A 23,750-nucleotide genomic window follows, 5' to 3' on the forward strand; every position below is an offset into this window, starting at 1 on the left:
GCCTTATCCGGCCTGCGGTTTGTTCCGGTTCGTTGGTTTTATGGCAACGATTATCTTATGAGATTGGGGCAATTACATGCCCTCGTCAAATCATTGCGCTTTTTCTTTACGCGGCTGACGCAACACTTCGTTGATTTGCGGAGCATCCAGCGGACCAGAAATGCGATAGCGCAAAATGGAGACCTTACTCCACAGCGGCCCCAGCACTTTACTGGCGGCAAACACTGCCGCGCCGACAATCGGGTTAACCGCAAAGGCCGCAGCCACACCCACTGTCGCAGAAATCTCTGGCGCGACAACCGCTTCCATATTGAGATCGCGACGCACCAGATTTACCGATCCTTTCATGGCGATATCCGCTTCCAGGCCATCCACCAGCGTGTCGTCAGTGTGCATAACGCCGTCTTTAATCCACGCGGTGCTGCGAATGGAGTCAAAATAGAACCCTTCGCCAAAGGTATCCCTGAAATCAAAGCGCAGCTTACGCATCAGGGCATCAACACTCAATAAGCGCAGCAACTGTCCGGCATGTCCGGTGCTAATTTCGGTAATTTCACCTTTGCCCAGTTGTGTATGAATGATGCCGTTCAATGTCGCCTCGTCTGGCTGCCACGGCGATTTACGCCAGTGCAAATCGTAATCCACATTAAATGATGACTGGCGTATTGGCGTCGTAACACCAAAAAATTCTGCGGCAGCATCAATTTTCTGTCCGCGCAGTTTTCCTTTCAGCGATGTCCGTTGATTTCCGGGATTATTAACCCATTCACCATCAGCAGTGAGCCGCGAGAAACCGGTATCAATCAGCCCGTTGGTCAGGGTTAACGTATCGCCGGAAATGGTGATATCACTGTCGATGCGGCCGAATTTTTGCCCCCATAACCAACATTCTGCGCAACGTATTTGCGCATCCGGCCAGCCACGGAAGCTGATACGCTCCGTTGTCGGGAAAGGTGATGACGGCGTTGAATCACCACGAGTTTTTGCCACGCTCGGGTTGTAATAGAGATATTTGATATTCGCTAACCACGGTGCGTTATTACGCATCGCCAGCGTAGCGTTGATTTCACGCCCTTGCGCCTCGACCTGCGTACCATTTGCCATCGGTTGCGAAACAATGCTCAGGTTATTCCATTGCTGATTTCCCAGCGACAACATCGGTGTACGTAGCGTAATGTGCTGAGGGAAACTCGCTGCGCTGCCAACTTTTTCCGTTGCGCCTTTCTGGAACAAGGCCAGCCACTCGGCACCGTTCATCGGCGGCATATTGAGTTCAACACCACTTTGCTCCGGTAACGGAGGGAGCGTTTTGCTGTCTGCCGCCCAGATGGCGCGATCGAGCGTCAGCTTTTGACCGAGCAACCAGCGGCTATTGAAATGGTTATCCGCGCCTGCCTGTCCGGTTAATTCAAAGCTGTTGAGATTGCCGTTGACCTTAACGTTAATTGGCAACGGTTCGCCAGCAGGTTTGGCTAACGGTGAAGGTAAGTGACTGCTCACATTCTTCAGATCGCCGTTCAGTTCAACGTTATACGTTGCGCCAGCTTGATAAGGTAGCTCAATGCCCACTTTACCATCCCATGCCATACTGCCGCTTAACGCTTCATTCAGCGCTTCAGGCAGAACGCCAGTTTTCGCTGGTTGCCAGTTGCCGTTGAGATTCACCGCAACCTGGTAGGCTTTCGCCCCTTCTTTGGTGGAAAAATCCACGTTCAGTGGCTGGTTAAACCAGTTTGCGGTTAGTGATTCGCTTTGTAGATCGCCATTGATAAAGCTGAATTTGCCGCTCAAATTTTTCAGAGTGCTATCAAGCGGTTTGATAAACAGACTGTTGTTACGCAGCGTCACTTCGCCTTTCGCTGTAACCAGCTCGCCGTCCAGCGGGATATCGAGATGTAAGCGAGCATTCACATCGCCGTCGAGCTGGAGTTCTTGCAGGGTCGCCCCCAGCGAATCCTTCAGCGGCGTCTCATCAAAATAAGGGCCAACAGCTTTGCCCGGACCTTTTATGTCAGCATCAATCAGCAACTTTTCTTTCGAGTAGTCAGGGATCACTGCGGTGAGATTGCTGGCACGCACGCCACCCAGATTAACGCCATCGGTTTTCATCCATAAACCGTCGTTAATAAAGTCCAGTTCAATATCGAGATTAGTTAATGCTGGCCAGTCCGGCTGGAAAGCAAACTTCGCATTACGCAGCGGCACCAACACCTCAAACTGACCTTCGTTGTGTTTGTATGGAAAAAGATGCGGATTGCCGCCATAAACCAGCGTCGCGTTCTCCGCCTCACCACCCTGAATCGCCCCACTTAAGTAATCAACCAGGTCTTTACCCATCAGGTTTTCCGGGAAATAGCGCCAGGCTTGCGAACCATCATCGGTACTGATGCCAGCCAGAATGCCAAGCCAGGGTTCATCATTAGCCGGTTGCAGGTAGCGGAAACCACCACGCGCATGGACGGCTTTGGCTTTGACATCAATATTGCGGCCATCGAGCTGAAAACCCTTATCGTTATTCAGCCAGCTTAAGGCCGCCTTGCCGTCGACAATTTCCAGCGGCGCACGAAATACCGTTTCGTAAGGCATTTTCGCCTGCTTCATGGAAGCGGTAAGCAAACCATTTTCTACGCTACCGGAAAGCGTCCCGGAGAAATGTTCCGCCCCCGGTAGTAATTTCCATTGCTTCCAGGCCAGATCGCTCCACGATGCCTGAAAGCGGGTCTTTTCTGCAGCCTGAAGCGGGATATCCAGCGCCAACGTGTTGATCTTGCCGCTCGGTTGCGTGGAACGCCAGATATCCCCCAAAGCAGGTGAAAGTTTCGCTGCCAACGGGCGTATGCCTTCCAGCCCAGCCAGTTCCAGATTGCTGGCGCGAATACGTAGTTCGTCACTGCGTTTATTATTTTTCCCACCAACGTCCTGTTCCGGTATCCAGGCCAGCGTCAATGCCCCGCTTGGCCAGGGTTTGCCGTCCATAGTGATACGAGTATCAGGAATAGAAAACTGCCAGCCCGGATTTTCACGCGTAATATGTGCGGTCAGATTATCCACCGACAGCGAATGCGTTTTCTTCTCACCCAACCAGCTTGCGCCGCCCTGTTTCAGCCAGACGTCGCCACCGGTCACATCGCCTTTGTCGATCGTCATCCAGCCTTCCAGCGAGAACTGCGCCGTTTCCAGCGAAATGTTGTCCTGCATCCATTTACCCAGCCACGGTTTCAGGTCGATATCATCAGCCTGTAGCCATACGCGACCGTTGCTTAACAACCCCTCGTCATCACGCAGATCCATCCGCACCTGCATCACGCCGTGCTGTCCGGTAAGACTGGAGAGACTTACCTGGCCTTCCGCACGGTGCCGACGCGGATCGTTAAGCCAGGTAAGTTGCGGGATCGCCAGTTCAGCACGCTGGCCTGATGGCGTCAGAAAGCTGACTTCGCTATCGCGGAGATCGAAGTGATCGAACTGGCGTAGAAAAAGATCGCTGATGTGGCTGGCTTCCAGGCTGTCATTACCGCTGTCGCTGGAAATTGGTGTATTGGTGCGAAAGCGCAGTTGCCAGAAAGTGAGATCGCGAAACTGCCAGCGCATATGCAGCAGGCTCTGCCAGACATCCAGCGCCAGGGTGACGCGTTTAACCGAAAACTCACCGCCATCTTTTAGCTCTGCACGAATGTCGCGTGCTTCAAGCGTCGGACCAAAATTCTGCCAACTGGCAGAGAGTTGACTGGCAGCCACCGGCATTCCGGTAGCAGATTCTATTTTGTTGAGGATTTCCGGACGCCAGGCATCGAGGTACGGTAAAGCAATACGCAGGCCGCTGACCAGCAGCGCAGCGATCACAACGAGCGCGGCTCCAGTAAGCAGTAAAATCCCCGGCAATCGCCTCACCCGTCACTCCTTGTCTGCTAAAAATGTGACTCAAAAACCCTTTGCCGGATGGCGACCCAGCATCTGTTTACATCATAACGACATCAAACTGCTCCTGGTTATAGAGCGGTTCAATTTGTACTTTAACCTGTTTGCCAACGAAAATTTCCACTTCCGCCAGTGAGTGCGACTCTTCGCCTTTCAAGGCTTCGGCTACTGCCGGAGAAGCATAGACCAGGAAACGGTCAGAGTCGTAAGCATGGTGCACACGAACGATTTCTCGCATGATTTCATAACATACGGTTTCCACCGTTTTCACCGTTCCGCGACCGTGGCAGGTTGGGCATTCATTACACAGTACGTGCTCAATACTTTCGCGGGTTCGCTTACGCGTCATCTCCACCAGTCCCAGCGCCGAGAAACCGTTAACGCTGGTTTTTACCCGGTCTTTGCTCAACGCCTGTTCCAGTGAATGAAGCACGCGACGACGGTGATCTTCATTATTCATGTCAATGAAATCAATGATGATAATCCCGCCCAGGTTACGCAACCGTAACTGGCGAGCAATAGCCTGCGTCGCTTCAATATTGGTATTGAAAATGGTGTCGTCCAGATTGCGATGACCGACAAACGCCCCGGTATTAATATCCACAGTAGTCATTGCTTCGGTCTGATCGATAATCAGATAGCCACCGGACTTCAGCTCAACTTTGCGCTCCAGCGCCCGCTGAATTTCATTTTCTACATCAAAGAGATCGAAAATCGGCTGGCGGCCCGTGTAATGCTCCAGCTTGCTGGTCATCTCAGGAATGTATTCCGAGGTAAACTCCAGCAATGCTTCGTAAGTCAGACGCGAGTCAACGCGAATACGGTCCAGTTCGGCATCAGCAAAATCACGCAGGACACGCTGTGCCAGCGCCAGTTCGCCATACAGTTGATAACGAGTCTGTGGGCGCTTTTTACGCTCCATCACTTTAGTCCACACGCGCTTCAAATAAGCGGCATCGGAAGCCAGTTCTGCTTCGCCAACACCTTCCGCTGCGGTACGGATGATAAACCCACCCTGCTCGTCACAATACTCTGCGACCACTTTTTTCAGGCGTTCACGTTCGGATTCACTTTCAATGCGTTGGGAAACCCCAACGTGGGATGCGCCAGGCATAAACACCAGATAGCGAGACGGCAGCGTGATATCTGTGGTCAGGCGCGCGCCTTTGGTGCCCAGAGGGTCTTTCACCACCTGTACCATCAGATCTTGCCCCTGGCGGACCAGTTCCGAAATGTCGCGTACCGTGAACTGCTTTTGTTCCTCGCCCGCCACACATTCGGTGTGCGGCATAATGTCAGAAGCGTGTAGAAACGCGGCTTTCTCCAGCCCAATATCTACAAAAGCCGCCTGCATACCCGGAAGTACACGACTTACACGACCCTTGTAGATATTGCCTACGATTCCGCGTCGCGCCTCACGTTCAATATGAATTTCCTGCAGAATGCCGCCATCAATATACGCCACTCGCGTTTCCGAAGGCGTTACGTTTACCAACAATTCAGCCGTCATGTTTATCCCTTTTCTCACGCAGTGCGTTAAAATTACTTAATAATTCATACGTTTCAACCAGCGGTAAGCCGACTACGGCGTGATAGCTGCCATTTATCTTCCTGACAAAACAACCACCCAGCCCCTGAATACCGTATGCACCTGCTTTATCTAACGGTTCACCGCTGGCGACATAGCCCGCGATGTCTTCACCTGTTAACATTCTGAAAGTCACATCGGTAACCACCAGGCAATCGAGAATGTGCTGGCTGTCGGCCAGCGCCACTGCTGTCATTACCTGATGGGTCTGTCCCGATAATTTGCGTAACATCTGCGCCGCATGTTCTGCGTCGCGCGGTTTCTCTAACACTTCTCCGTTCAGGATCACGATAGTATCCGCCCCCAGCACAGGCAAATCCTGCGCTGCTTGCTCGACGCCCGCTTGCGCTTTTTCGCGCGCCAGACGCACAACATACTGCTGCGCGCTCTCCTGCGGATGACGCTGCTCCTCAATGCCCGTAACAATACGTTCGAAAGTGAGGCCAAGTTGCGCAAGTAACTCCTGACGACGTGGAGAACCGGAAGCTAAATACAGAGAAGTCATAGAAACCTTTATTGCACTGCAAACTGCTGACGGATTTTGCGCATCAGCAAGAAAATCCACGGCCAGAGCACACCATTGACTACACTACTCCAGAACACTTCGGGTCTGAAAGAGACGTTGATCACCAAAAACTCTGACCAGAAAACAATAATATCCACTACCAGCGAAAGCAACATGACGACCAGCGCCTGCTGCCATAATGCCAGGTTGCGGAAAAGCTGGAATTTCAGCGCTACCAGATAAGCAATGATACTCATCGACAACGCCCGTACACCGAGCGTAGAACCGCTGATCAGATCCAGTATGGCACCCATCACAAAACCTGTGCCCACATTTACGCGATGGGGCAAGGCCAGGATCCAATACAATAAAATGAGTAATACCCAGTTTGGCCGGAAAACGATGAGGTTATCCGGCCAGGGCATAATTTGTAGTAACAACGCGATGAGGAAAGAGAGCCAGATAACCCAGCGTCCCTGGCTACGATATCTCGCCACTATTGCCCTCCCGGCGCACGTGCAGGCGGTTGAGCACCACTTTGCGGCGGCGTAACCCCTTGTGGAGAGCGGTTAGTGGCAGTACCCGTTGCTGGTTGCTGCGGATCTGGCTGGGTAATTCCCGTTGCCGGTTCCGGAAGTTTTGGTCCCATTGCATCTGGCGAAGGCAACACCTGCGGCATCATTTGCATCAGGCGTTCATTAGCAACGCGATGCACTTCTTCCGGCGTCATTGGATTAGCGCCGTTACGATCCGCGCCCCACAGCAGCAACAGATAACGCAAACGTTGCAGACCCGCAGTCGGACGAGCCTGAATCACGGTATAAGCGCGCTGGGTATCGAGCTTCACGGAAGAGACGACCGCCACCGGATAACCTTCCGGGAAACGACCACCAAGACCAGATGTCACCAATACATCACCAACACGAATATCAGTATTCGCTGGCAGATGCTCAAGTTGTAAATCATCAGTACAACCGTTACCCGCTGCAATTACGCGGATATCGTTACGAAGTACCTGAATTGGCAGCGCATGGGTCGCGTCACAGATCAGCAGCACGCGGCTGGTCAGTTTTGCGACCGCTACCACCTGACCAACAACACCTTTATCGCTGATGACCGGCTGACCTTCATAAACCCCGTTAACGCTGCCTTTGTCGATAACAACCTGATCGCTGTACGGATCGTTAACCGTAGAGATAACCTGGGTCACCATCTTCTGCTCATCCTGACGCAGCGGAGAACCCAGCAGCTCGCGCAGACGCGCGTTCTCCTGTTTGTATTGTCCAAGCATCAGCAGCTCGCTGTTTTTCAACAGCAGTTCTTGACGTAACGCCCGGTTTTCAAGTTCTAGTTGATCGCGCGAGGCCAGCGTCTGCGATACGCCATCCAGCAATTCTCGAGGAGCATTAGAAATAAAGTAGAAAGGACTGACGGCGGTATCCATATAAGTACGGATTTGACTAAACGTCCCCAGGCGACTGTCGGCAATAATAACGCCGAGCGCCACCAGCACCGCCAGAATAAGGCGAATCTGTAGCGACGGGCCACGGCTAAAAATTGGCTTCATAAGTTATGCGTATTCTCGTATCAGATCAGGCAGGGTAAACAGACGCTTCCCCTGCCTGCATCCGATTACTCTTCGCTGAACAGGTCGCCGCCGTGCATGTCGATCATTTCCAGCGCCTTGCCGCCACCACGCGCCACACAGGTCAGCGGGTCTTCAGCAACAACAACTGGAATGCCGGTTTCTTCCATTAACAAACGGTCAAGGTTACGTAGCAACGCACCACCGCCAGTGAGCACCATTCCGCGCTCGGAGATGTCGGAAGCGAGTTCCGGCGGACACTGTTCCAGCGCAACCATCACCGCGCTAACGATGCCGGTCAGCGGCTCTTGCAGCGCTTCAAGGATTTCGTTGGAGTTCAGCGTAAAGCCGCGTGGCACACCTTCTGCCAGGTTACGGCCACGAACTTCGATTTCACGGACTTCATCGCCCGGATAAGCAGAACCGATTTCGTGTTTGATACGTTCTGCGGTCGCTTCACCGATCAAAGAGCCATAGTTACGGCGAACGTAGTTGATGATCGCTTCGTCGAAGCGGTCACCACCGATACGTACAGAAGAGGAGTAAACCACGCCGTTCAGAGAAATAACGGCAACTTCAGTAGTACCGCCACCGATATCAACCACCATTGAACCGGTTGCTTCAGATACCGGCAAGCCTGCACCGATTGCTGCGGCCATCGGTTCTTCAATCAGGAAGACTTCGCGGGCACCTGCGCCCTGCGCGGATTCACGAATAGCACGGCGCTCAACCTGGGTAGCACCAACCGGCACACAAACCAGAACACGCGGGCTTGGACGCATAAAGCTGTTGCTGTGCACTTGTTTGATAAAGTGCTGGAGCATCTTTTCAGTCACAAAGAAGTCAGCGATAACGCCATCTTTCATTGGGCGAATGGCAGCGATATTGCCCGGCGTGCGGCCCAGCATCTGCTTCGCGTCATGACCTACTGCAGCTACGCTTTTCGGTGAACCGGCACGATCCTGACGAATGGCCACCACGGAAGGCTCATTCAATACGATGCCTTGTCCTTTTACATAAATAAGGGTATTCGCAGTACCCAGGTCAATGGACAAGTCATTGGAAAACATGCCACGAAATTTTTTCAACATACTAAGGGATAATCCTGAAAGCTGGGGCGGAAAAGAAAATCCGCTTACTTTACCAACCACACGCAGCAGCGACAAGGCGCAAAAATCATCTGCTGCGGTGAAAATTAGTGCAGTTTGTTTCCTTTGTTACAAATCTCTACCTGAGTCCAGAGAGGCTAAATGCATCAGTAGCATTCCTCGCCTGTTTGCAACTGCGTAAGGTCATTCATCTGCATATGTGCTGCAACAATCTGGCGAACAGACAAGCACGCTCCCGTGAAACGCAGCGCGCATTATTCTACGTGAAAACGGATCAAACGGCAGGTTAAACCGAGTATCTTTGTGAATATTTTTTCACGTTAGTATCAAGTGGCTGTGAGGACGCGAAAAAATCCCCCTGTCCACCTAAAACCCCGCGCTGAATCAGGGTCTGCCACTCGCTTCGCGAACGTACGCCCGTAGCGTAAACCTGAGTGTTGGTCCCGGAACACGCTTCTACCATGCTCTGAACCAACAATTGATTCTCTGTTCGCTTCTCAATGTTTCTTACCAGCCCCGGATGGAGCTTGAGTAATTCAACATTAAGTTCTTTGATCCAACGGGTACTTACCAGCGTCAATCCGGCCTGGTTGACGGCGACCCGAACCCCTAAAGCATTCACTAAACGAATAACAGGTTGCAAGCGACCGATATGTTGACCAACATCAGCCTCTGCAAGTTCAATAATTATGCGTTTTCGTTGCGATTTTTCACATTGCATCAACGTATCGCGTAGCCAACGCTGGAAACGTGGACGAATCAACGACTCAACGGTGACCTGAATCGCCAGATTTTCTTGCGGCCAATAGCGTAGCAGCGGGATGAGGCGACTGACTTGCAGGCGGTCATACTCTTCCGATAAGCCAAACTGCAACACCATCGGCATATATTCCGCCGAGCTGACCTCTTCATTACCATCAAAGATGCGGCACATCAGCTCGCGGTGATGAACCTGCCCCTCACGGGTAACCGCCGGTTTCTGATAAAGACGCGGGCCGCCGCGGCTAAGCATTTGCTCAATGAGCGTACGCCAACGAACGTTACCGCGCCCTTTTTCAGGTAACGAGTCATCGTAAATGGCCCAACTGTTGCCGCCTTGTAATCCCGCATTGCGCGTAGCGGATTCAGCATGTTCCATCACCTGTTCGGTATCCTGCCCACTACGCCAGGCACAGATGCCGATGTGAATCATATCATCACGATCGAGCATTTTATTACTCGGTAAGGTATCAACCGCCTTGATCAATTGCCCGGCAATGCTCTCCGCCTCTTTTAATGTCCGGTGTGGCAACAGCACGGCAAAATCGCTACGGTGATAACGTGCCAGCAGCGACCCCGGATAGCGCATCATAAATGTCGATAACAAATTTGTCAGGGTAAAGAGTTGTTCTTCAACCTGACTGTGCCCCCAGGTGTCGCTCAACATATTGAAATCCGGCAGGCGGATCATCATCACGATCCCGTGAGTCCCTACTTTCTCCTGATCTTCCAGTAACGTTGCCAGTTGGTTGTCGAAAAAGAGGCGGTTATTGAGGCCAGTTTTAATATCCTGCGCAGCATAGGAACGAATCAGCGTATCGAGACGACTGTGCTGTTCGCGCGCATTCTGAATTTCGCAAAGCAGCGTATCCAGTGCACTGCTGGCCCCTGGCGGCCATTCATAGATGGTGCCCAGCACATTCGTGCCGCGCTCACCGTTTAAGATACGAGTGGCGCGGGTTTCCAGCAGTTCTTGCCCGGCAAGTTGCCGTTGCAACCAGCGTACAGCCAGGAAGAGCATAATAATGATAAATCCAATCGCACCAGTGAGCGGTGCAGTGGTCATCAGCGAGTGGAAATAGTTGCCCATCGGGTCCTGATACACCAAATGCAGAGACATCCCTGGATGTTTAATCAACGGTACAGTCAGCTCGCGAAACAGATCGCTAGTACCAACCGGACGGTAGCTGCCATTGCGGGACTGGGTATAAACCTGTTTTTTATCGTGCAAAAGATCCACGCGAACGATATCCGCCGACATCATCAGTTCGCTGATTTGTGGCCTCAATGTGCTGAAGTCATTCGACACAAGATGGGTATCGATCGCCGTCGCCACTGCCTGAACACGATGACTAAACTTATACTGAATGGCGTTGTAGAAACTAAGCGAGCAGCCCAGCAGAGTCACAAAAATTGTTAACCCGGTGAGCAGCGTGACAAAGGCCGAAAATTTCGTCGTTAATCTCATCCTTGTGTTAACTCCGATAGTGAGGACGCGGGCATACCAGCAAATCAGATTTATCTCGCAATTTATTGCGCTTCATCGGCTTTGCTTTTCCATTAGCGAGTATAGTCTTCAGAAATTATTTTCCAATCCATCATGCACATGAGGACCTCTTATGCAGGCGTTACTTTTAGAACAGCAGGACGGCAAAACCCTCGCATCTGTACAGACTCTGGACGCAAGTCGCCTGCCGGAAGGCGATGTGACGGTCGATGTCCACTGGTCGAGCCTGAATTATAAAGATGCGCTGGCGATTACCGGTAAAGGAAAAATCATCCGCAATTTTCCGATGATTCCTGGCATAGACTTCGCAGGAATCGTACGCGCCAGTGAAGATCCTCGTTTTCATGCCGGTCAGGAAGTGTTACTCACCGGTTGGGGCGTTGGTGAAAACCACTGGGGCGGGCTGGCACAGCAGGCGCGCGTGAAAGGTGACTGGCTGGTTGCCATGCCGCAAGGTCTGGACGCGCGTAAAGCGATGGTTATCGGTACTGCCGGGTTTACCGCCATGCTGTGCGTAATGGCGCTGGAAGATGCCGGTATTCATCCGCAGGATGGCGAAATTGTCGTTACGGGCGCCAGCGGCGGCGTCGGCAGTACGGCCGTAGCACTGTTGCATAAGTTGGGTTATCAGGTCGTTGCCGTTTCTGGTCGTGAAAGTACCCATGAATACCTGAAAAGGTTAGGTGCCAGCCGTATTTTGCCGCGCGATGAGTTTGCTGAATCCCGTCCACTGGAAAAACAGCTTTGGGCTGGCGCGATTGATACTGTTGGCGACAAAGTGCTGGCGAAAGTACTGGCACAAATGAACTACGGTGGCTGTGTGGCAGCCTGTGGTCTGGCGGGTGGCTTTGCCCTGCCAACCACGGTAATGCCGTTCATTCTGCGTAATGTCCGTTTACAAGGGGTGGATTCAGTCATGACGCCACCAGAACGCCGCGCGCAAGCCTGGCAGCGTCTGGTCGCAGATCTACCGGAATCATTCTATTCGCAGGCAGCAAAAGAAATTTCGCTGGCAGATGCTCCGAAGTTTGCTGAAGCCATTATTAATAACCAGGTGCAAGGGCGCACATTGGTAAAAATAAGCTAAGATTTCGCACAAAATAATTTACATATCGTTAACGAATTTTAGCAGCACTTTGACATTCTCCCTGCCATAGTAATCAGGAGCATACCGGGAGTCTGTTATGAAAAAAATTCGTCAACTTACAGAAGCCGATGTCACTGCCGAATCGGCTTTTTTTATGCAACGTCGGCAGATTCTGAAAACGTTAGGCATCAGCGCTGCTGCACTTTCTCTACCAACCACTACTCATGCCGACCTGCTTAGCTGGTTCAAGGGTAACGATCGCCCGCCCGCACCAGCCGGAAAGCCATTAGAATTCAGCAGGCCTGCCGCCTGGCAAAATAACCTGCCACTGACGCCGGAAGATAAAGTTTCCGGCTATAACAACTTCTATGAGTTCGGACTGGATAAAGCCGATCCAGCGGCAAATGCCGGCAGTCTGAAAACTGATCTGTGGACGTTGAAAATCAGCGGTGAAGTCGCTAAACCGTTAACCCTCGATCATGATGCACTGACCCGTCGTTTCCCGCTGGAAGAGCGGATTTATCGTATGCGTTGCGTAGAAGCATGGTCGATGGTGGTGCCGTGGATTGGTTTTCCGCTGCACAAATTGCTGGCACTGGCAGAACCGACCAGTAACGCGAAATACGTCGCCTTCGAAACCATTTATGCGCCGGAACAGATGCCAGGCCAGCAGGACCGGTTTATTGGCGGCGGCCTGAAATATCCTTATATAGAAGGATTACGTCTCGACGAAGCGATGCATCCGCTCACACTGATGACCGTTGGTGTTTATGGCAAGGCGTTACCGCCGCAAAATGGCGCACCGGTACGGCTGATTGTGCCGTGGAAATATGGCTTTAAAGGGATTAAATCGATTGTCAGTATTAAGCTGACCCGGGAGCGTCCGCCAACCACCTGGAATCTGGCTGCGCCCGATGAATACGGCTTTTATGCCAACGTCAATCCGCATGTTGATCATCCCCGTTGGTCGCAGGCTACCGAACGGTTTATCGGTTCAGGTGGCATTCTTGATGTACAACGTCAGCCAACGCTGTTGTTTAACGGATACGCCGATCAAGTGGCGTCGCTTTATCGTGGACTGGATTTACGGGAGAATTTCTAAGTGCGACTGACAGCAAAACAAGTGACATGGCTGAAAGTTTGCCTGCATCTTGCCGGATTTTTGCCGTTTGTCTGGCTGATGTGGGCAATTAACCACGGTGGATTAAGTGCCGATCCGGTGAAAGATATTCAGCATTTTACCGGTCGGACTGCGCTGAAATTCTTGCTGGCGACCTTGTTGGTTACGCCGCTGGCGCGCTACGCTAAACAACCATTATTGATTCGCACTCGCCGCCTGTTGGGTTTATGGTGTTTCGCCTGGGCAACGCTGCACTTAACCAGTTATGCCTTGCTGGAGCTGGGAGTGAATAATCTGACGTTATTGGGTCAGGAATTAGTCACCCGACCTTATTTAACGCTCGGAATTATCAGTTGGCTGATTTTACTGGCTTTAACATTCACTTCCACGCAGGCGATGCAGCGAAACTTAGGCAAACGCTGGCAACAATTGCATAACTTCGTCTATCTTGTCGCGATCCTGGCCCCCATACATTATCTGTGGTCAGTAAAGATTATCTCACCACAGCCAATCATCTACGCTGGGCTGGCTTTACTGCTTTTAGCCTTACGTTATAAGAAGTTCCGTCAATGGTGGCGCTAATTTCATGAACTGTGCGGCTTGTTGCAAAATACGCGGCGTTGAAAGTTATTTACATGTTAGCTGTTGATTATCTTCCCTGATAAGACCAGTATTTAGCTGCCATTTGCTACGAAATCGTTATAATGTGCGACCTCGTTCTCCCTGACGCAGTTTTTGAGCTGCGGAAAAGGTGACAATGGCGAAACGAAGGTATATTTTGTTTTTTGCCGGAGAATGGCAGCAGATCGCTGCACAATGTCCGTCAAGTCTCACATTGACACTCTGGGGCAAAATAGACCGGCGTCCCGGCTGGCTGGAATTTATCGCTATGCATACAGCTACTGTCGGGGCATACGCTTTACAGACGGCGGTGAAACGCCTGTCACAATCACACTAAACAAAGAGTACGGAACCCACTCATGGATATTCGTAAGATTAAAAAACTGATCGAGCTGGTTGAAGAATCAGGCATCTCTGAACTGGAAATTTCTGAAGGCGAAGAGTCAGTACGCATCAGCCGTGCAGCACCTGCCGCAAGTTTCCCGATGATGCAACAAGCTTACGCTGCACCAATGATGCAGCAGCCAGCTCAGTCTAACGCAGCCGCTCCGGCGACCGTTCCTTCCATGGAAGCGCCAGCAGCAGCGGAAATCAGTGGTCACATCGTACGTTCCCCAATGGTTGGTACTTTCTACCGCACCCCAAGCCCGGACGCGAAAGCGTTCATCGAAGTGGGTCAGAAAGTGAACGTGGGCGATACCCTGTGCATCGTTGAAGCCATGAAAATGATGAACCAGATCGAAGCAGACAAATCCGGTACTGTGAAAGCAATTCTGGTCGAAAGTGGACAACCGGTAGAATTTGACGAGCCGCTGGTCGTCATCGAGTAACGAGGCGAACATGCTGGATAAAATTGTTATTGCCAACCGTGGCGAGATTGCATTGCGTATTCTTCGTGCCTGTAAAGAACTGGGCATCAAGACTGTCGCAGTGCACTCCAGCGCGGATCGCGACCTAAAACACGTATTACTGGCAGATGAAACGGTCTGTATTGGCCCTGCTCCGTCAGTAAAAAGCTATCTGAACATCCCGGCAATCATCAGCGCCGCTGAAATCACTGGCGCAGTAGCAATCCATCCGGGTTACGGCTTCCTTTCCGAAAACGCCAATTTTGCTGAGCAGGTTGAACGCTCTGGCTTTATCTTCATCGGCCCGAAAGCAGACACCATTCGCCTGATGGGTGACAAAGTGTCGGCAATTGCCGCGATGAAAAAAGCTGGCGTCCCTTGTGTACCGGGGTCTGACGGCCCGCTGGGCGACGATATGGATAAAAACCGCGCCATTGCTAAACGCATTGGTTACCCGGTAATTATCAAAGCTTCCGGCGGCGGCGGCGGTCGCGGTATGCGCGTAGTGCGCAGCGACGCTGAACTGGCGCAATCCATCTCCATGACGCGTGCGGAAGCGAAAGCTGCTTTCAGCAACGATATGGTTTACATGGAGAAATACCTGGAAAATCCTCGCCACGTCGAGATTCAGGTACTGGCGGACGGCCAGGGCAACGCTATCTATCTGGCTGAACGTGACTGCTCCATGCAGCGCCGTCACCAGAAAGTGGTCGAAGAAGCGCCAGCACCGGGCATTACCCCGGAACTGCGTCGCTACATTGGCGAACGTTGTGCCAAAGCGTGTGTTGATATCGGCTATCGCGGAGCAGGTACTTTCGAATTCCTGTTTGAAAACGGCGAATTCTATTTCATCGAAATGAACACCCGTATTCAGGTAGAACACCCGGTTACTGAAATGATCACCGGCGTTGACCTGATCAAAGAGCAGTTGCGTATCGCTGCCGGTCAACCGCTGTCGATCAAGCAAGAAGAAGTTCATGTTCGCGGCCATGCGGTGGAATGCCGTATCAATGCCGAAGATCCAAACACCTTCCTGCCAAGCCCGGGCAAAATCACCCGTTTCCACGCACCTGGCGGTTTTGGCGTGCGTTGGGAGTCTCATATCTACGCTGGCTACACCGTGCCGCCGTACTATGACTCAATGATCGGCAAACTGATTTGCTACGGTGAAAACCGTGATGTGGCGATTGCACGCATGAAGAATGCGCTGCAGGAGCTAATCATCGACGGTATCAAAACCAACGTTGATCTGCAGATCCGCATCATGAACGACGAGAACTTCCAGCATGGTGGCACTAACATCCACTATCTGGAGAAAAAACTCGGTCTTCAGGAAAAATAAGACTGCAACAGCGTCAAAAGGCCGGATTTTCCGGCCTTTTTTATTTCTGGGGATCGGCAAGCCCCATAAGGTACAATCCCCGCTTTCTTCACCCATCAGGGACAAAAAATGGACACTCGTTTTGTTCAGGCTCATAAAGAGGCGCGCTGGGCGCTGGGGCTGACCCTTTTGTATCTGCTTGTTTGGTTAGTAGCTGCTTACTTACCTGGCGTTGCCCCCGGTTTTACCGGTTTTCCGCGCTGGTTTGAGATGGCCTGCATCCTGACGCCGCTGCTGTTTATTGGACTGTGCTGGGCGATGGTGAAATTTATCTATCGCGATATTCCGCTGGAGGATGACGATGCAGCTTGAAGTGATTCTACCGCTGGTCGCCTATCTGGTGGTGGTGTTCGGGATTTCGGTTTATGCGATGCGTAAACGGAACACGGGCACTTTCCTGAATGAGTATTTCCTCGGCAGCCGCTCTATGGGCGGTATTGTGCTGGCGATGACGCTCACCGCAACCTATATCAGCGCCAGTTCGTTTATCGGCGGACCCGGCGCTGCTTATAAATACGGGCTGGGCTGGGTATTGCTGGCGATGATTCAGCTACCTGCTGTCTGGCTTTCGCTCGGTATTCTCGGCAAGAAGTTCGCTATTCTCGCGCGCCGCTACAATGCGGTAACGCTGAACGATATGCTGTTTGCCCGCTACCAGAGCCGTTTGCTGGTGTGGCTGGCGAGTTTGAGTTTGCTGGTAGCATTCGTTGGTGCAATGACCGTGCAGTTTATCGGCGGTGCGCGTCTACTGGAAACCGCTGCTGGCATTCCTTATGAAACCGGCCTGCTGATTTTCGGCATCAGTATTGCGTTGTATACCGCCTTTGGTGGCTTTCGCGCCAGTGTGCTGAACGACACTATGCAAGGGCTGGTGATGCTGATTGGCACCATTGTGCTACTGGTCGGCGTGGTCCATGCTGCTGGCGGCTTAAGCAACGCAGTAGAGACGCTACAATCCATTGATCCGCAACTGGTAACACCACAAGGCGCTGATGATATTCTGTCGCCTGCCTTCATGACTTCGTTCTGGGTTCTGGTGTGCTTTGGGGTGATTGGCCTGCCGCATACCGCGGTGCGCTGTATCTCTTATAAAGACAGCAAAGCGGTACATCGGGGGATCATCATCGGTACAATTGTGGTGGCGATCCTGATGTTTGGTATGCATCTGGCTGGCGCGTTAGGCCGCGCGGTGATCCCTGATCTCACCGTGCCGGATCTGGTGATCCCAACGTTGATGGTAAAAGTGTTGCCGCCGTTTGCTGCCGGGATCTTCCTTGCCGCCCCAATGGCCGCGATTATGTCGACGATCAATGCCCAATTGCTGCAAAGTTCCGCTACGATCATTAAAGATCTCTATCTGAATATCCGTCCGGAACAAATGCAAAACGAGACGCGTCTGAAGCGGATGTCGGCGGTGATTACGTTGGTTCTCGGCGCGTTGCTGCTGCTTGCCGCCTGGAAGCCGCCAGAAATGATCATCTGGTTAAATTTGCTGGCCTTCGGTGGTCTTGAAGCCGTCTTCCTGTGGCCATTGGTGCTGGGCCTTTACTGGGAACGCGCTAACGCCAAAGGCGCGCTAAGCGCGATGATCGTCGGCGGCGTGCTGTATGCCGTACTTGCAACCCTAAATATTCAGTACCTGGGCTTCCACCCTATCGTGCCCTCGTTACTGCTAAGTTTGCTGGCTTTCCTGGTCGGAAACCGTTTCGGTACATCCGTCCCGCAAGCTACCGTTTTGACTACTGATAAATAAAGAGTTTTGCCATGCCTTGGATCCAACTGAAACTGAACACCACCGGCGCGAATGCAGAAGATCTTAGCGATGCGCTGATGGAAGCCGGTGCCGTTTCTATCACTTTTCAGGATACCCACGATACGCCAGTGTTTGAGCCACTGCCGGGCGAAACTCGCCTGTGGGGCGACACCGATGTGATTGGTCTGTTTGACGCAGAAACAGACATGAATGAAGTTGTGGCGATTCTGGAAAACCATCCGCTACTCGGCGCGGGCTTCGCGCATAAAATCGAGCAACTGGAGGATAAAGACTGGGAACGCGAGTGGATGGATAATTTCCACCCGATGCGCTTTGGCGAACGTCTGTGGATCTGTCCAAGCTGGCGCGATGTACCAGACGAAAATGCTGTCAACGTGATGTTAGATCCGGGTCTGGCGTTTGGTACGGGCACTCATCCAACCACCTCTCTGTGCCTGCAATGGCTCGACAGCCTCGATTTAACCGGTAAAACGGTCATCGACTTTGGCTGTGGTTCCGGCATTCTGGCTATCGCGGCGCTGAAGTTGGGCGCAGCAAAAGCTATTGGTATTGATATCGACCCACAGGCCATTCAGGCCAGCCGCGACAATGCTGAACGTAATGGTGTTTCTGATCGACTGGAACTCTATCTCCCGAAAGATCAGCCTGAAGCAATGAAGGCCGACGTGGTGGTCGCTAACATTCTCGCAGGCCCGTTACGTGAACTGGCGCCGTTAATCAGCGTCCTGCCGGTTTCAGGCGGTTTACTGGGCCTTTCCGGTATCCTGGCAAGCCAGGCAGAGAGCGTTTGTGACGCGTATGCCGATAGCTTCACGCTCGACCCGGTTGTGGAAAAAGAAGAGTGGTGTCGCATTACCGGTCGTAAGAATTAACCTTCACAATGCGGCATAGTGGTGTAGCGCGAAGTGCGAGCAACATCACAAAAGGCACGTGAATTTGCTGGTTTTTTGAGCAAATTCACGTGCCTGAATTTTCATTCATAAAGAAAAATTGAGAACTTACTCAAATTTCTTTGAGTGCAAATTTTAGTCACTTGTTTCTAATGTGATGATTTTTATGACTAATTATTCCGCGGCGTTCATTTTAAATGCAATTCTTTGATCCATCTCAGAGGATTGGTCAAAGTTTGGCCTTTCATCTCGTGCAAAAAATGCGTAATATACGCCGCCTTGCAGTCACAGTATGGTCATTTCTTAACTCATGCGCATCGGACAATATCAGCTCAGAAATCGCCTGATCGCAGCGCCCATGGCTGGCATTACAGACAGACCTTTTCGGACGTTGTGCTACGAGATGGGAGCCGGATTGACAGTATCCGAGATGATGTCTTCTAACCCTCAGGTTTGGGAAAGCGACAAATCTCGTTTACGGATGGTGCACATTGATGAACCCGGTATTCGCACCGTGCAAATTGCCGGTAGCGATCCGAAAGAAATGGCGGATGCTGCACGTATTAACGTGGAAAGCGGTGCCCAAATTATTGATATCAATATGGGTTGCCCGGCTAAAAAAGTGAATCGCAAGCTCGCAGGCTCAGCCCTCTTGCAGTACCCGGATGTCGTTAAATCGATCCTTACCGAGGTCGTCAATGCAGTGGACGTTCCTGTCACTCTGAAGATTCGCACCGGTTGGGCGCCGGAACACCGTAACTGCGAAGAGATTGCCCAACTGGCTGAAGACTGTGGCATTCAGGCTCTGACCATTCATGGTCGTACACGCGCCTGTTTGTTCAATGGAGAAGCTGAATACGACAGTATTCGGGCAGTTAAGCAGAAAGTTTCCATTCCGGTTATCGCGAATGGCGACATTACTGACCCGCTTAAAGCCAGAGCTGTGCTCGACTATACAGGGGCGGATGCCCTGATGATAGGCCGCGCAGCTCAGGGAAGACCCTGGATCTTTCGGGAAATCCAGCATTATCTGGACACTGGGGAGTTGCTGCCCCCGCTGCCTTTGGCAGAGGTTAAGCGCTTGCTTTGCGCGCATGTTCGGGAACTGCATGACTTTTATGGTCCGGCGAAAGGTTACCGAATTGCACGTAAACACGTTTCCTGGTATCTCCAGGAACACGCTCCAAATGACCAGTTTCGGCGCACATTCAACGCCATTGAGGATGCCAGCGAACAGCTGGAGGCGTTGGAGGCATACTTCGAAAATTTTGCGTAAACAGAAATAAAGAGCTGACAGAACTATGTTCGAACAACGCGTAAATTCTGACGTACTGACCGTTTCTACCGTTAACTCTCAGGATCAGGTAACCCAAAAACCCCTGCGTGACTCGGTTAAACAGGCACTGAAGAACTATTTTGCTCAACTGAATGGTCAGGATGTTAATGACCTCTATGAGCTGGTACTGGCTGAAGTAGAACAGCCCCTGTTGGACATGGTGATGCAATACACCCGTGGTAATCAGACCCGTGCTGCGCTGATGATGGGCATCAACCGTGGTACACTGCGTAAAAAACTGAAAAAGTACGGCATGAACTAATTCAGGTTAGCTAAATGCTTGATTAAAAAGGCGCTACTCGGCATGGGGAAGCGCCTTTTTTATAGGCGTCACAAAGGGAGTGACCATGAGAACAGGATGTGAACCCACCCGGTTTGGCGATGAAACAAAAACGATCATTCAGGGTGATGCATTAGCCGAGCTAAAAAAAATCCCCACCGGGAGCATCGATCTGATCTTTGCCGACCCGCCTTATAACATCGGCAAAAATTTTGATGGTCTGATCGAAGCATGGAAAGAAGATCTGTTTATTAACTGGCTATTTGAAGTGATTGCAGAGTGCCACCGCATCCTTAAAAAACAGGGCTGCATGTACATCATGAACAGCACCGAAAACATGCCCTTTATCGATATCCAGTGTCGCAAACTTTTTACCATCAAAAGTCGCATCGTCTGGTCATATGACAGTTCTGGGGTACAGGCGAAGAAACACTACGGCTCCATGTACGAACCTATCCTGATGATGGTGAAAGACGCAAAGAACTACACATTTAACAGCGATGCTATTCTGGTAGAAGCCAAAACCGGATCGCAGCGCGCGTTGATCGATTATCGTAAAAATCCTCCGCAGCCTTACAATAATCAAAAAGTACCGGGCAACGTCTGGGATTTTCCGCGCGTGCGTTATTTGATGGATGAATATGAAAACCATCCGACGCAAAAGCCGGAAGCATTGCTGAAACGCATTATTCTCGCCTCTTCAAACCCTGGAGATATCGTTCTCGACCCGTTTGCGGGCAGTTTTACCACCGGCGCGGTCGCCGTCACAACCGGGCGAAAATTCATTGGTATTGAGATTAACAGCGAGTACATCAAGATGGGGCTCCGACGACTGGGTATCGCGTCACATTACTCCGTGGAAGAGCTGGCGAAAGTAAAAAAAAGAAAGACCGGCAACCTGTCAAAACGATGCCGGGTCAGCGAAGTTGACCCCGATCTCATTGCAAAGTAAAGGAAGTGTAAGCCTGGTTTTCAGATTATTCATTTCGTGTATATTTCCTGCCAGACTTGGTTAAACATGCACAGGCTCAGGTAATGATTCGCAAGTATTGGTGGCTCGTCGTTTTCGCTGTCTCCGTTTTTCTGTTTGATACTTTACTGATGCAATGGATTGAGCTGTTGGCTACAGAAACAGACAAATGCCGCAATATGAATTCGGTTAATCCACTTAAACTGGTTAACTGTGACGAACTGGATTTCTACAACAGAATGTAAGCTTATACGATATCTAATTCATTTGTTTTATGAATTAGTTTTGCTACATTTTTATCTGGTATGAACATTCTTAATACGTTATCGACTAAGGCGGGTGCGTGTTTATAAAGATCGTAACCCGCCATATTCATTAACCAGTTTTTGACAATTCCGCAGAAAGCACCCTCAATAATAATCATCACTACATCTAAATCGAGATTATTTTCCACACAGCCTTGTTGCTGACATGCCTGCAATATTTCGCGCAGAATCTGCGGATTAAACCCCATCTTCTCGCGTATTACGGCCTCTGCCAGCATCTCATCATTAAATTCACATTTGTGATATAAAATTTGCAGTAATGCTTGTTGGCGTGGAATTTCGGCAATATATTGCAAGCCAACAATCAGTTTTTCACGCAATTGCTGAAACGGGTTATGCTCTGCCCCTGCCGTCAACCGCTCCTGAATTAACTCCCGCAATGAAGGCTGTTGCAGCCACATCTCATTAAACAGTTGGGTCTTGTTTTCGAAATGCCAGTAGATAGCGCCACGCGTGACGTTGGCAGCGTCAGCGATATCATTGAGCGTCGTCTTGCTTACACCATGCTGCGCAAACTGGGCGATGGCGGTTTCAATCAGTTCTTGCCGGGTCTTCAGAGCTTCAGCTTTGGTTCTTTTTGCCATGATTAATTATTCAGGAAATAAATACATTAGACATAAAGGAAATAATGAAAGGTAATGTATCACCCAATATTTATTTATACGAGAGGCTAAAATTCACCTGCTATAAATCGTCAAATAAACAAAATCCATTATTGACGTAGAATACATTTATTTAATGAATGTACGTTTCAATTTGCGTCAAAACAATTCCTCTCCCTTCAATTCACATCAAAACAAAACATTAGAACACGAATCTATTTTTGTGTTTATGTGCCTTGAGAGGCCAGTATTCATAACTATTTATTACATCGCCGGACGATAATTTGTAGGATAGCGAACTGTATTTTTATTTCTGCGAGTTAACGCGTTGCCTTTTTCTGGCAAATAACGCGCTTTTGTTTTTTTGAGGAATAGTAATGACGAAATATGCCAGGTTTTTCCTCCTGCCCCCCTTTATCATGATCTCCGCAGCGTTAATCGCGGGTTGCAACGATAAGGGAGAAGAGAAAGTTCACGTCGGTGAACCGCAGGTTACCGTTCATGTTGTGAAAACTGCCCCGTTAGAAGTTAAAACTGAATTACCTGGCCGTACCAACGCTTTCCGTATTGCCGAAGTTCGCCCACAGGTTAACGGGATCGTACTAAATCGTAATTTCACTGAAGGCAGCGATGTGCAAGCAGGTCAGTCCCTGTACCAGATTGATCCAGCGACCTATCAGGCAAGTTATGACAGTGCGAAAGGTGAACTGGCGAAAAGTGAAGCCGCCGCTTCCATCGCGCATTTGACGGTAAAACGTTACGTTCCGCTCGTGGGCACAAAATACATCAGTCAGCAGGAGTACGATCAGGCCATTGCTGATGCCCGCCAGGCCGATGCCGCCGTGATTGCCGCAAAAGCCACGGTCGAAAGCGCCCGCATCAATCTCGCTTATACCAAAGTAACCGCGCCAATTAGCGGACGTATCGGCAAATCGACTGTGACCGAAGGTGCTCTCGTCACTAACGGGCAAACGACTGAACTGGCGACTGTCCAGCAACTCGATCCTATCTACGTCGATGTGACCCAATCCAGCAACGATTTTATGAGGCTGAAGCAGTCCGTAGAGCAAGGAAATTTACATAAGGAAAACACCACCAGCAACGTAGAGCTGGTCATGGAAAACGGTCAAACTTATCCCCTGAAAGGCACACTGCAATTCTCCGATGTGACCGTGGATGAAAGCACTGGTTCCATAACCCTACGTGCGGTTTTCCCTAACCCACAGCATACGCTTCTGCCGGGTATGTTTGTGCGCGCCCGGATTGATGAAGGTGTACAACCTGATGCCATTCTTATTCCGCAACAAGGCGTCAGCCGCACACCGCGTGGCGATGCAACCGTGCTGATTGTGAATGAGAAAAGTCAGGTTGAAGCGCGTCCAGTCGTTGCCAGCCAGGCGATTGGCGATAAATGGTTAATTAGCGAAGGGCTGAAATCTGGCGATCAAGTCATTGTCAGCGGTCTGCAAAAAGCGCGTCCGGGAGAACAGGTTAAAGCCACGACCGATACCCCCGCAGATACTGCGTCGAAGTAAGGCAATCAG

General features: G+C 50.9%; 21 protein-coding genes. 13 read left to right on the forward strand and 8 right to left on the reverse strand.

Features of this window, described 5'->3' with window-relative positions; genetic code table 11:
• Positions 1–90: 90 nt before the first annotated feature.
• From yhdP to csrD, 7 genes are all read right to left on the reverse strand, one after another.
• Positions 91–3,891, reverse strand: a complete 3,801-nt coding sequence (gene yhdP / locus A1SC_RS08560) for an AsmA2 domain-containing protein YhdP (RefSeq protein ID WP_016262602.1) — start codon at positions 3,889–3,891, stop codon at positions 91–93.
• Positions 3,892–3,958: 67 nt separating this feature from the next.
• Positions 3,959–5,428, reverse strand: a complete 1,470-nt coding sequence (rng, locus tag A1SC_RS08555) for a ribonuclease G (protein ID WP_000123205.1) — start codon at positions 5,426–5,428, stop codon at positions 3,959–3,961.
• Positions 5,418–6,011 (reverse strand): nucleoside triphosphate pyrophosphatase YhdE, encoded by a 594-nt coding sequence (gene yhdE, locus A1SC_RS08550; RefSeq protein ID WP_001517187.1) that lies wholly within the window; start codon positions 6,009–6,011, stop codon positions 5,418–5,420. The genes rng and yhdE overlap by 11 nt, the downstream gene beginning before the upstream one ends.
• An 8-nt stretch (positions 6,012–6,019) precedes the next feature.
• The gene (gene mreD / locus A1SC_RS08545; RefSeq protein ID WP_000135266.1) at positions 6,020–6,508 is read right to left on the reverse strand and encodes a rod shape-determining protein MreD; all 489 of its coding nucleotides are present in this window, start codon (positions 6,506–6,508) and stop codon (positions 6,020–6,022) included.
• Positions 6,508–7,578: a rod shape-determining protein MreC gene (gene mreC / locus A1SC_RS08540; RefSeq protein WP_000802529.1), complete on the reverse strand. Its 1,071-nt coding sequence runs from the start codon at positions 7,576–7,578 to the stop codon at positions 6,508–6,510. The genes mreD and mreC overlap by 1 nt, the downstream gene beginning before the upstream one ends.
• Positions 7,579–7,643: 65 nt before the next feature.
• On the reverse strand, positions 7,644–8,687 hold the full coding sequence (gene mreB, locus A1SC_RS08535; RefSeq protein ID WP_000913396.1) for a rod shape-determining protein MreB: 1,044 nt from the start codon (positions 8,685–8,687) through the stop codon (positions 7,644–7,646).
• 304 nt (positions 8,688–8,991) lie between these two features.
• Positions 8,992–10,932: an RNase E specificity factor CsrD gene (gene csrD / locus A1SC_RS08530; RefSeq protein ID WP_016249262.1), complete on the reverse strand. Its 1,941-nt coding sequence runs from the start codon at positions 10,930–10,932 to the stop codon at positions 8,992–8,994.
• 151 nt (positions 10,933–11,083) lie between these two features.
• On the opposite strand from csrD, the gene A1SC_RS08525 reads away from it, so the two are divergent.
• The 12 genes from A1SC_RS08525 (at position 11,084) to A1SC_RS08470 (ending at position 21,523) form a co-directional block, all read left to right on the forward strand.
• Positions 11,084–12,058 (forward strand): acrylyl-CoA reductase (NADPH), encoded by a 975-nt coding sequence (locus tag A1SC_RS08525; protein ID WP_001148445.1) that lies wholly within the window; start codon positions 11,084–11,086, stop codon positions 12,056–12,058.
• Between the two features lie 97 nt (positions 12,059–12,155).
• Positions 12,156–13,160, forward strand: coding sequence for a protein-methionine-sulfoxide reductase catalytic subunit MsrP (gene msrP, locus A1SC_RS08520; RefSeq protein ID WP_016249263.1), 1,005 nt, complete (start codon positions 12,156–12,158; stop codon positions 13,158–13,160).
• Complete coding sequence (gene msrQ, locus A1SC_RS08515; RefSeq protein WP_001240070.1) at positions 13,161–13,760, forward strand: protein-methionine-sulfoxide reductase heme-binding subunit MsrQ; 600 nt, start codon at positions 13,161–13,163, stop codon at positions 13,758–13,760.
• Between the two features lie 398 nt (positions 13,761–14,158).
• Complete coding sequence (gene accB, locus A1SC_RS08510) at positions 14,159–14,629, forward strand: acetyl-CoA carboxylase biotin carboxyl carrier protein (RefSeq protein WP_000354618.1); 471 nt, start codon at positions 14,159–14,161, stop codon at positions 14,627–14,629.
• Between the two features lie 10 nt (positions 14,630–14,639).
• Positions 14,640–15,989 carry an acetyl-CoA carboxylase biotin carboxylase subunit gene (gene accC / locus A1SC_RS08505; protein WP_000884623.1) on the forward strand — a complete coding sequence of 450 codons (1,350 nt, stop codon included), beginning with the start codon at positions 14,640–14,642 and terminating at the stop codon, positions 15,987–15,989.
• A gap of 108 nt (positions 15,990–16,097) precedes the next feature.
• Positions 16,098–16,340 carry a YhdT family protein gene (locus A1SC_RS08500; RefSeq protein ID WP_000381177.1) on the forward strand — a complete coding sequence of 81 codons (243 nt, stop codon included), beginning with the start codon at positions 16,098–16,100 and terminating at the stop codon, positions 16,338–16,340.
• Positions 16,330–17,781: a sodium/pantothenate symporter gene (gene panF / locus A1SC_RS08495; RefSeq protein ID WP_001175693.1), complete on the forward strand. Its 1,452-nt coding sequence runs from the start codon at positions 16,330–16,332 to the stop codon at positions 17,779–17,781. Before A1SC_RS08500 ends, panF begins: the two co-directional genes overlap by 11 nt.
• An 11-nt stretch (positions 17,782–17,792) precedes the next feature.
• A complete protein-coding gene (gene prmA, locus A1SC_RS08490) occupies positions 17,793–18,674 on the forward strand; it encodes a 50S ribosomal protein L11 methyltransferase (RefSeq protein WP_001517191.1) in 882 nt (293 codons plus the stop codon).
• A gap of 328 nt (positions 18,675–19,002) precedes the next feature.
• The gene (gene dusB, locus A1SC_RS08485) at positions 19,003–19,968 is read left to right on the forward strand and encodes a tRNA dihydrouridine synthase DusB (protein WP_001219652.1); all 966 of its coding nucleotides are present in this window, start codon (positions 19,003–19,005) and stop codon (positions 19,966–19,968) included.
• Positions 19,969–19,993: 25 nt separating this feature from the next.
• Positions 19,994–20,290 (forward strand): DNA-binding transcriptional regulator Fis, encoded by a 297-nt coding sequence (fis, locus tag A1SC_RS08480; RefSeq protein ID WP_000462905.1) that lies wholly within the window; start codon positions 19,994–19,996, stop codon positions 20,288–20,290.
• An 85-nt stretch (positions 20,291–20,375) separates the two neighbouring features.
• Entirely contained in the window at positions 20,376–21,260 is an 885-nt protein-coding gene (yhdJ, locus tag A1SC_RS08475) for an adenine-specific DNA-methyltransferase (RefSeq protein ID WP_001258882.1), read from the forward strand.
• 83 nt (positions 21,261–21,343) lie between these two features.
• Entirely contained in the window at positions 21,344–21,523 is a 180-nt protein-coding gene (locus tag A1SC_RS08470) for a DUF2556 family protein (protein ID WP_001517193.1), read from the forward strand.
• 2 nt (positions 21,524–21,525) lie between these two features.
• Here A1SC_RS08470 and envR read toward each other — a convergent pair whose 3' ends face one another.
• The gene (gene envR, locus A1SC_RS08465; RefSeq protein ID WP_001129527.1) at positions 21,526–22,188 is read right to left on the reverse strand and encodes an acrEF/envCD operon transcriptional regulator; all 663 of its coding nucleotides are present in this window, start codon (positions 22,186–22,188) and stop codon (positions 21,526–21,528) included.
• 395 nt (positions 22,189–22,583) lie between these two features.
• Here envR and acrE point away from each other — a divergent pair, with 395 nt between their 5' ends.
• Positions 22,584–23,741, forward strand: a complete 1,158-nt coding sequence (gene acrE, locus A1SC_RS08460) for a multidrug efflux RND transporter periplasmic adaptor subunit AcrE (RefSeq protein ID WP_001517194.1) — start codon at positions 22,584–22,586, stop codon at positions 23,739–23,741.
• The last annotated feature ends 9 nt before the right edge of the window (positions 23,742–23,750 follow it).

Source organism: Escherichia sp. KTE52 (genome assembly GCF_000408325.1).
In the GTDB taxonomy this organism is placed as follows: Bacteria; Pseudomonadota; Gammaproteobacteria; order Enterobacterales; family Enterobacteriaceae; genus Escherichia; species Escherichia marmotae.

Coding starts and splice junctions, on each gene's coding strand:
- yhdE (WP_001517187.1), bottom strand. CDS start 6,011: ATGACTTCTCTGTATTTAGCTTCCGGTTCTCCACGTCGTCAGGAGTTA.
- mreC (WP_000802529.1), bottom strand. CDS start 7,578: ATGAAGCCAATTTTTAGCCGTGGCCCGTCGCTACAGATTCGCCTTATT.
- mreB (WP_000913396.1), bottom strand. CDS start 8,687: ATGTTGAAAAAATTTCGTGGCATGTTTTCCAATGACTTGTCCATTGAC.
- accC (WP_000884623.1), top strand. CDS start 14,640: ATGCTGGATAAAATTGTTATTGCCAACCGTGGCGAGATTGCATTGCGT.
- A1SC_RS08470 (WP_001517193.1), top strand. CDS start 21,344: ATGATTCGCAAGTATTGGTGGCTCGTCGTTTTCGCTGTCTCCGTTTTT.
- acrE (WP_001517194.1), top strand. CDS start 22,584: ATGACGAAATATGCCAGGTTTTTCCTCCTGCCCCCCTTTATCATGATC.
- accB (WP_000354618.1), top strand. CDS start 14,159: ATGGATATTCGTAAGATTAAAAAACTGATCGAGCTGGTTGAAGAATCA.
- prmA (WP_001517191.1), top strand. CDS start 17,793: ATGCCTTGGATCCAACTGAAACTGAACACCACCGGCGCGAATGCAGAA.
- A1SC_RS08525 (WP_001148445.1), top strand. CDS start 11,084: ATGCAGGCGTTACTTTTAGAACAGCAGGACGGCAAAACCCTCGCATCT.
- yhdJ (WP_001258882.1), top strand. CDS start 20,376: ATGAGAACAGGATGTGAACCCACCCGGTTTGGCGATGAAACAAAAACG.
- fis (WP_000462905.1), top strand. CDS start 19,994: ATGTTCGAACAACGCGTAAATTCTGACGTACTGACCGTTTCTACCGTT.
- panF (WP_001175693.1), top strand. CDS start 16,330: ATGCAGCTTGAAGTGATTCTACCGCTGGTCGCCTATCTGGTGGTGGTG.
- msrP (WP_016249263.1), top strand. CDS start 12,156: ATGAAAAAAATTCGTCAACTTACAGAAGCCGATGTCACTGCCGAATCG.
- dusB (WP_001219652.1), top strand. CDS start 19,003: ATGCGCATCGGACAATATCAGCTCAGAAATCGCCTGATCGCAGCGCCC.
- csrD (WP_016249262.1), bottom strand. CDS start 10,932: ATGAGATTAACGACGAAATTTTCGGCCTTTGTCACGCTGCTCACCGGG.
- A1SC_RS08500 (WP_000381177.1), top strand. CDS start 16,098: ATGGACACTCGTTTTGTTCAGGCTCATAAAGAGGCGCGCTGGGCGCTG.
- envR (WP_001129527.1), bottom strand. CDS start 22,188: ATGGCAAAAAGAACCAAAGCTGAAGCTCTGAAGACCCGGCAAGAACTG.
- rng (WP_000123205.1), bottom strand. CDS start 5,428: ATGACGGCTGAATTGTTGGTAAACGTAACGCCTTCGGAAACGCGAGTG.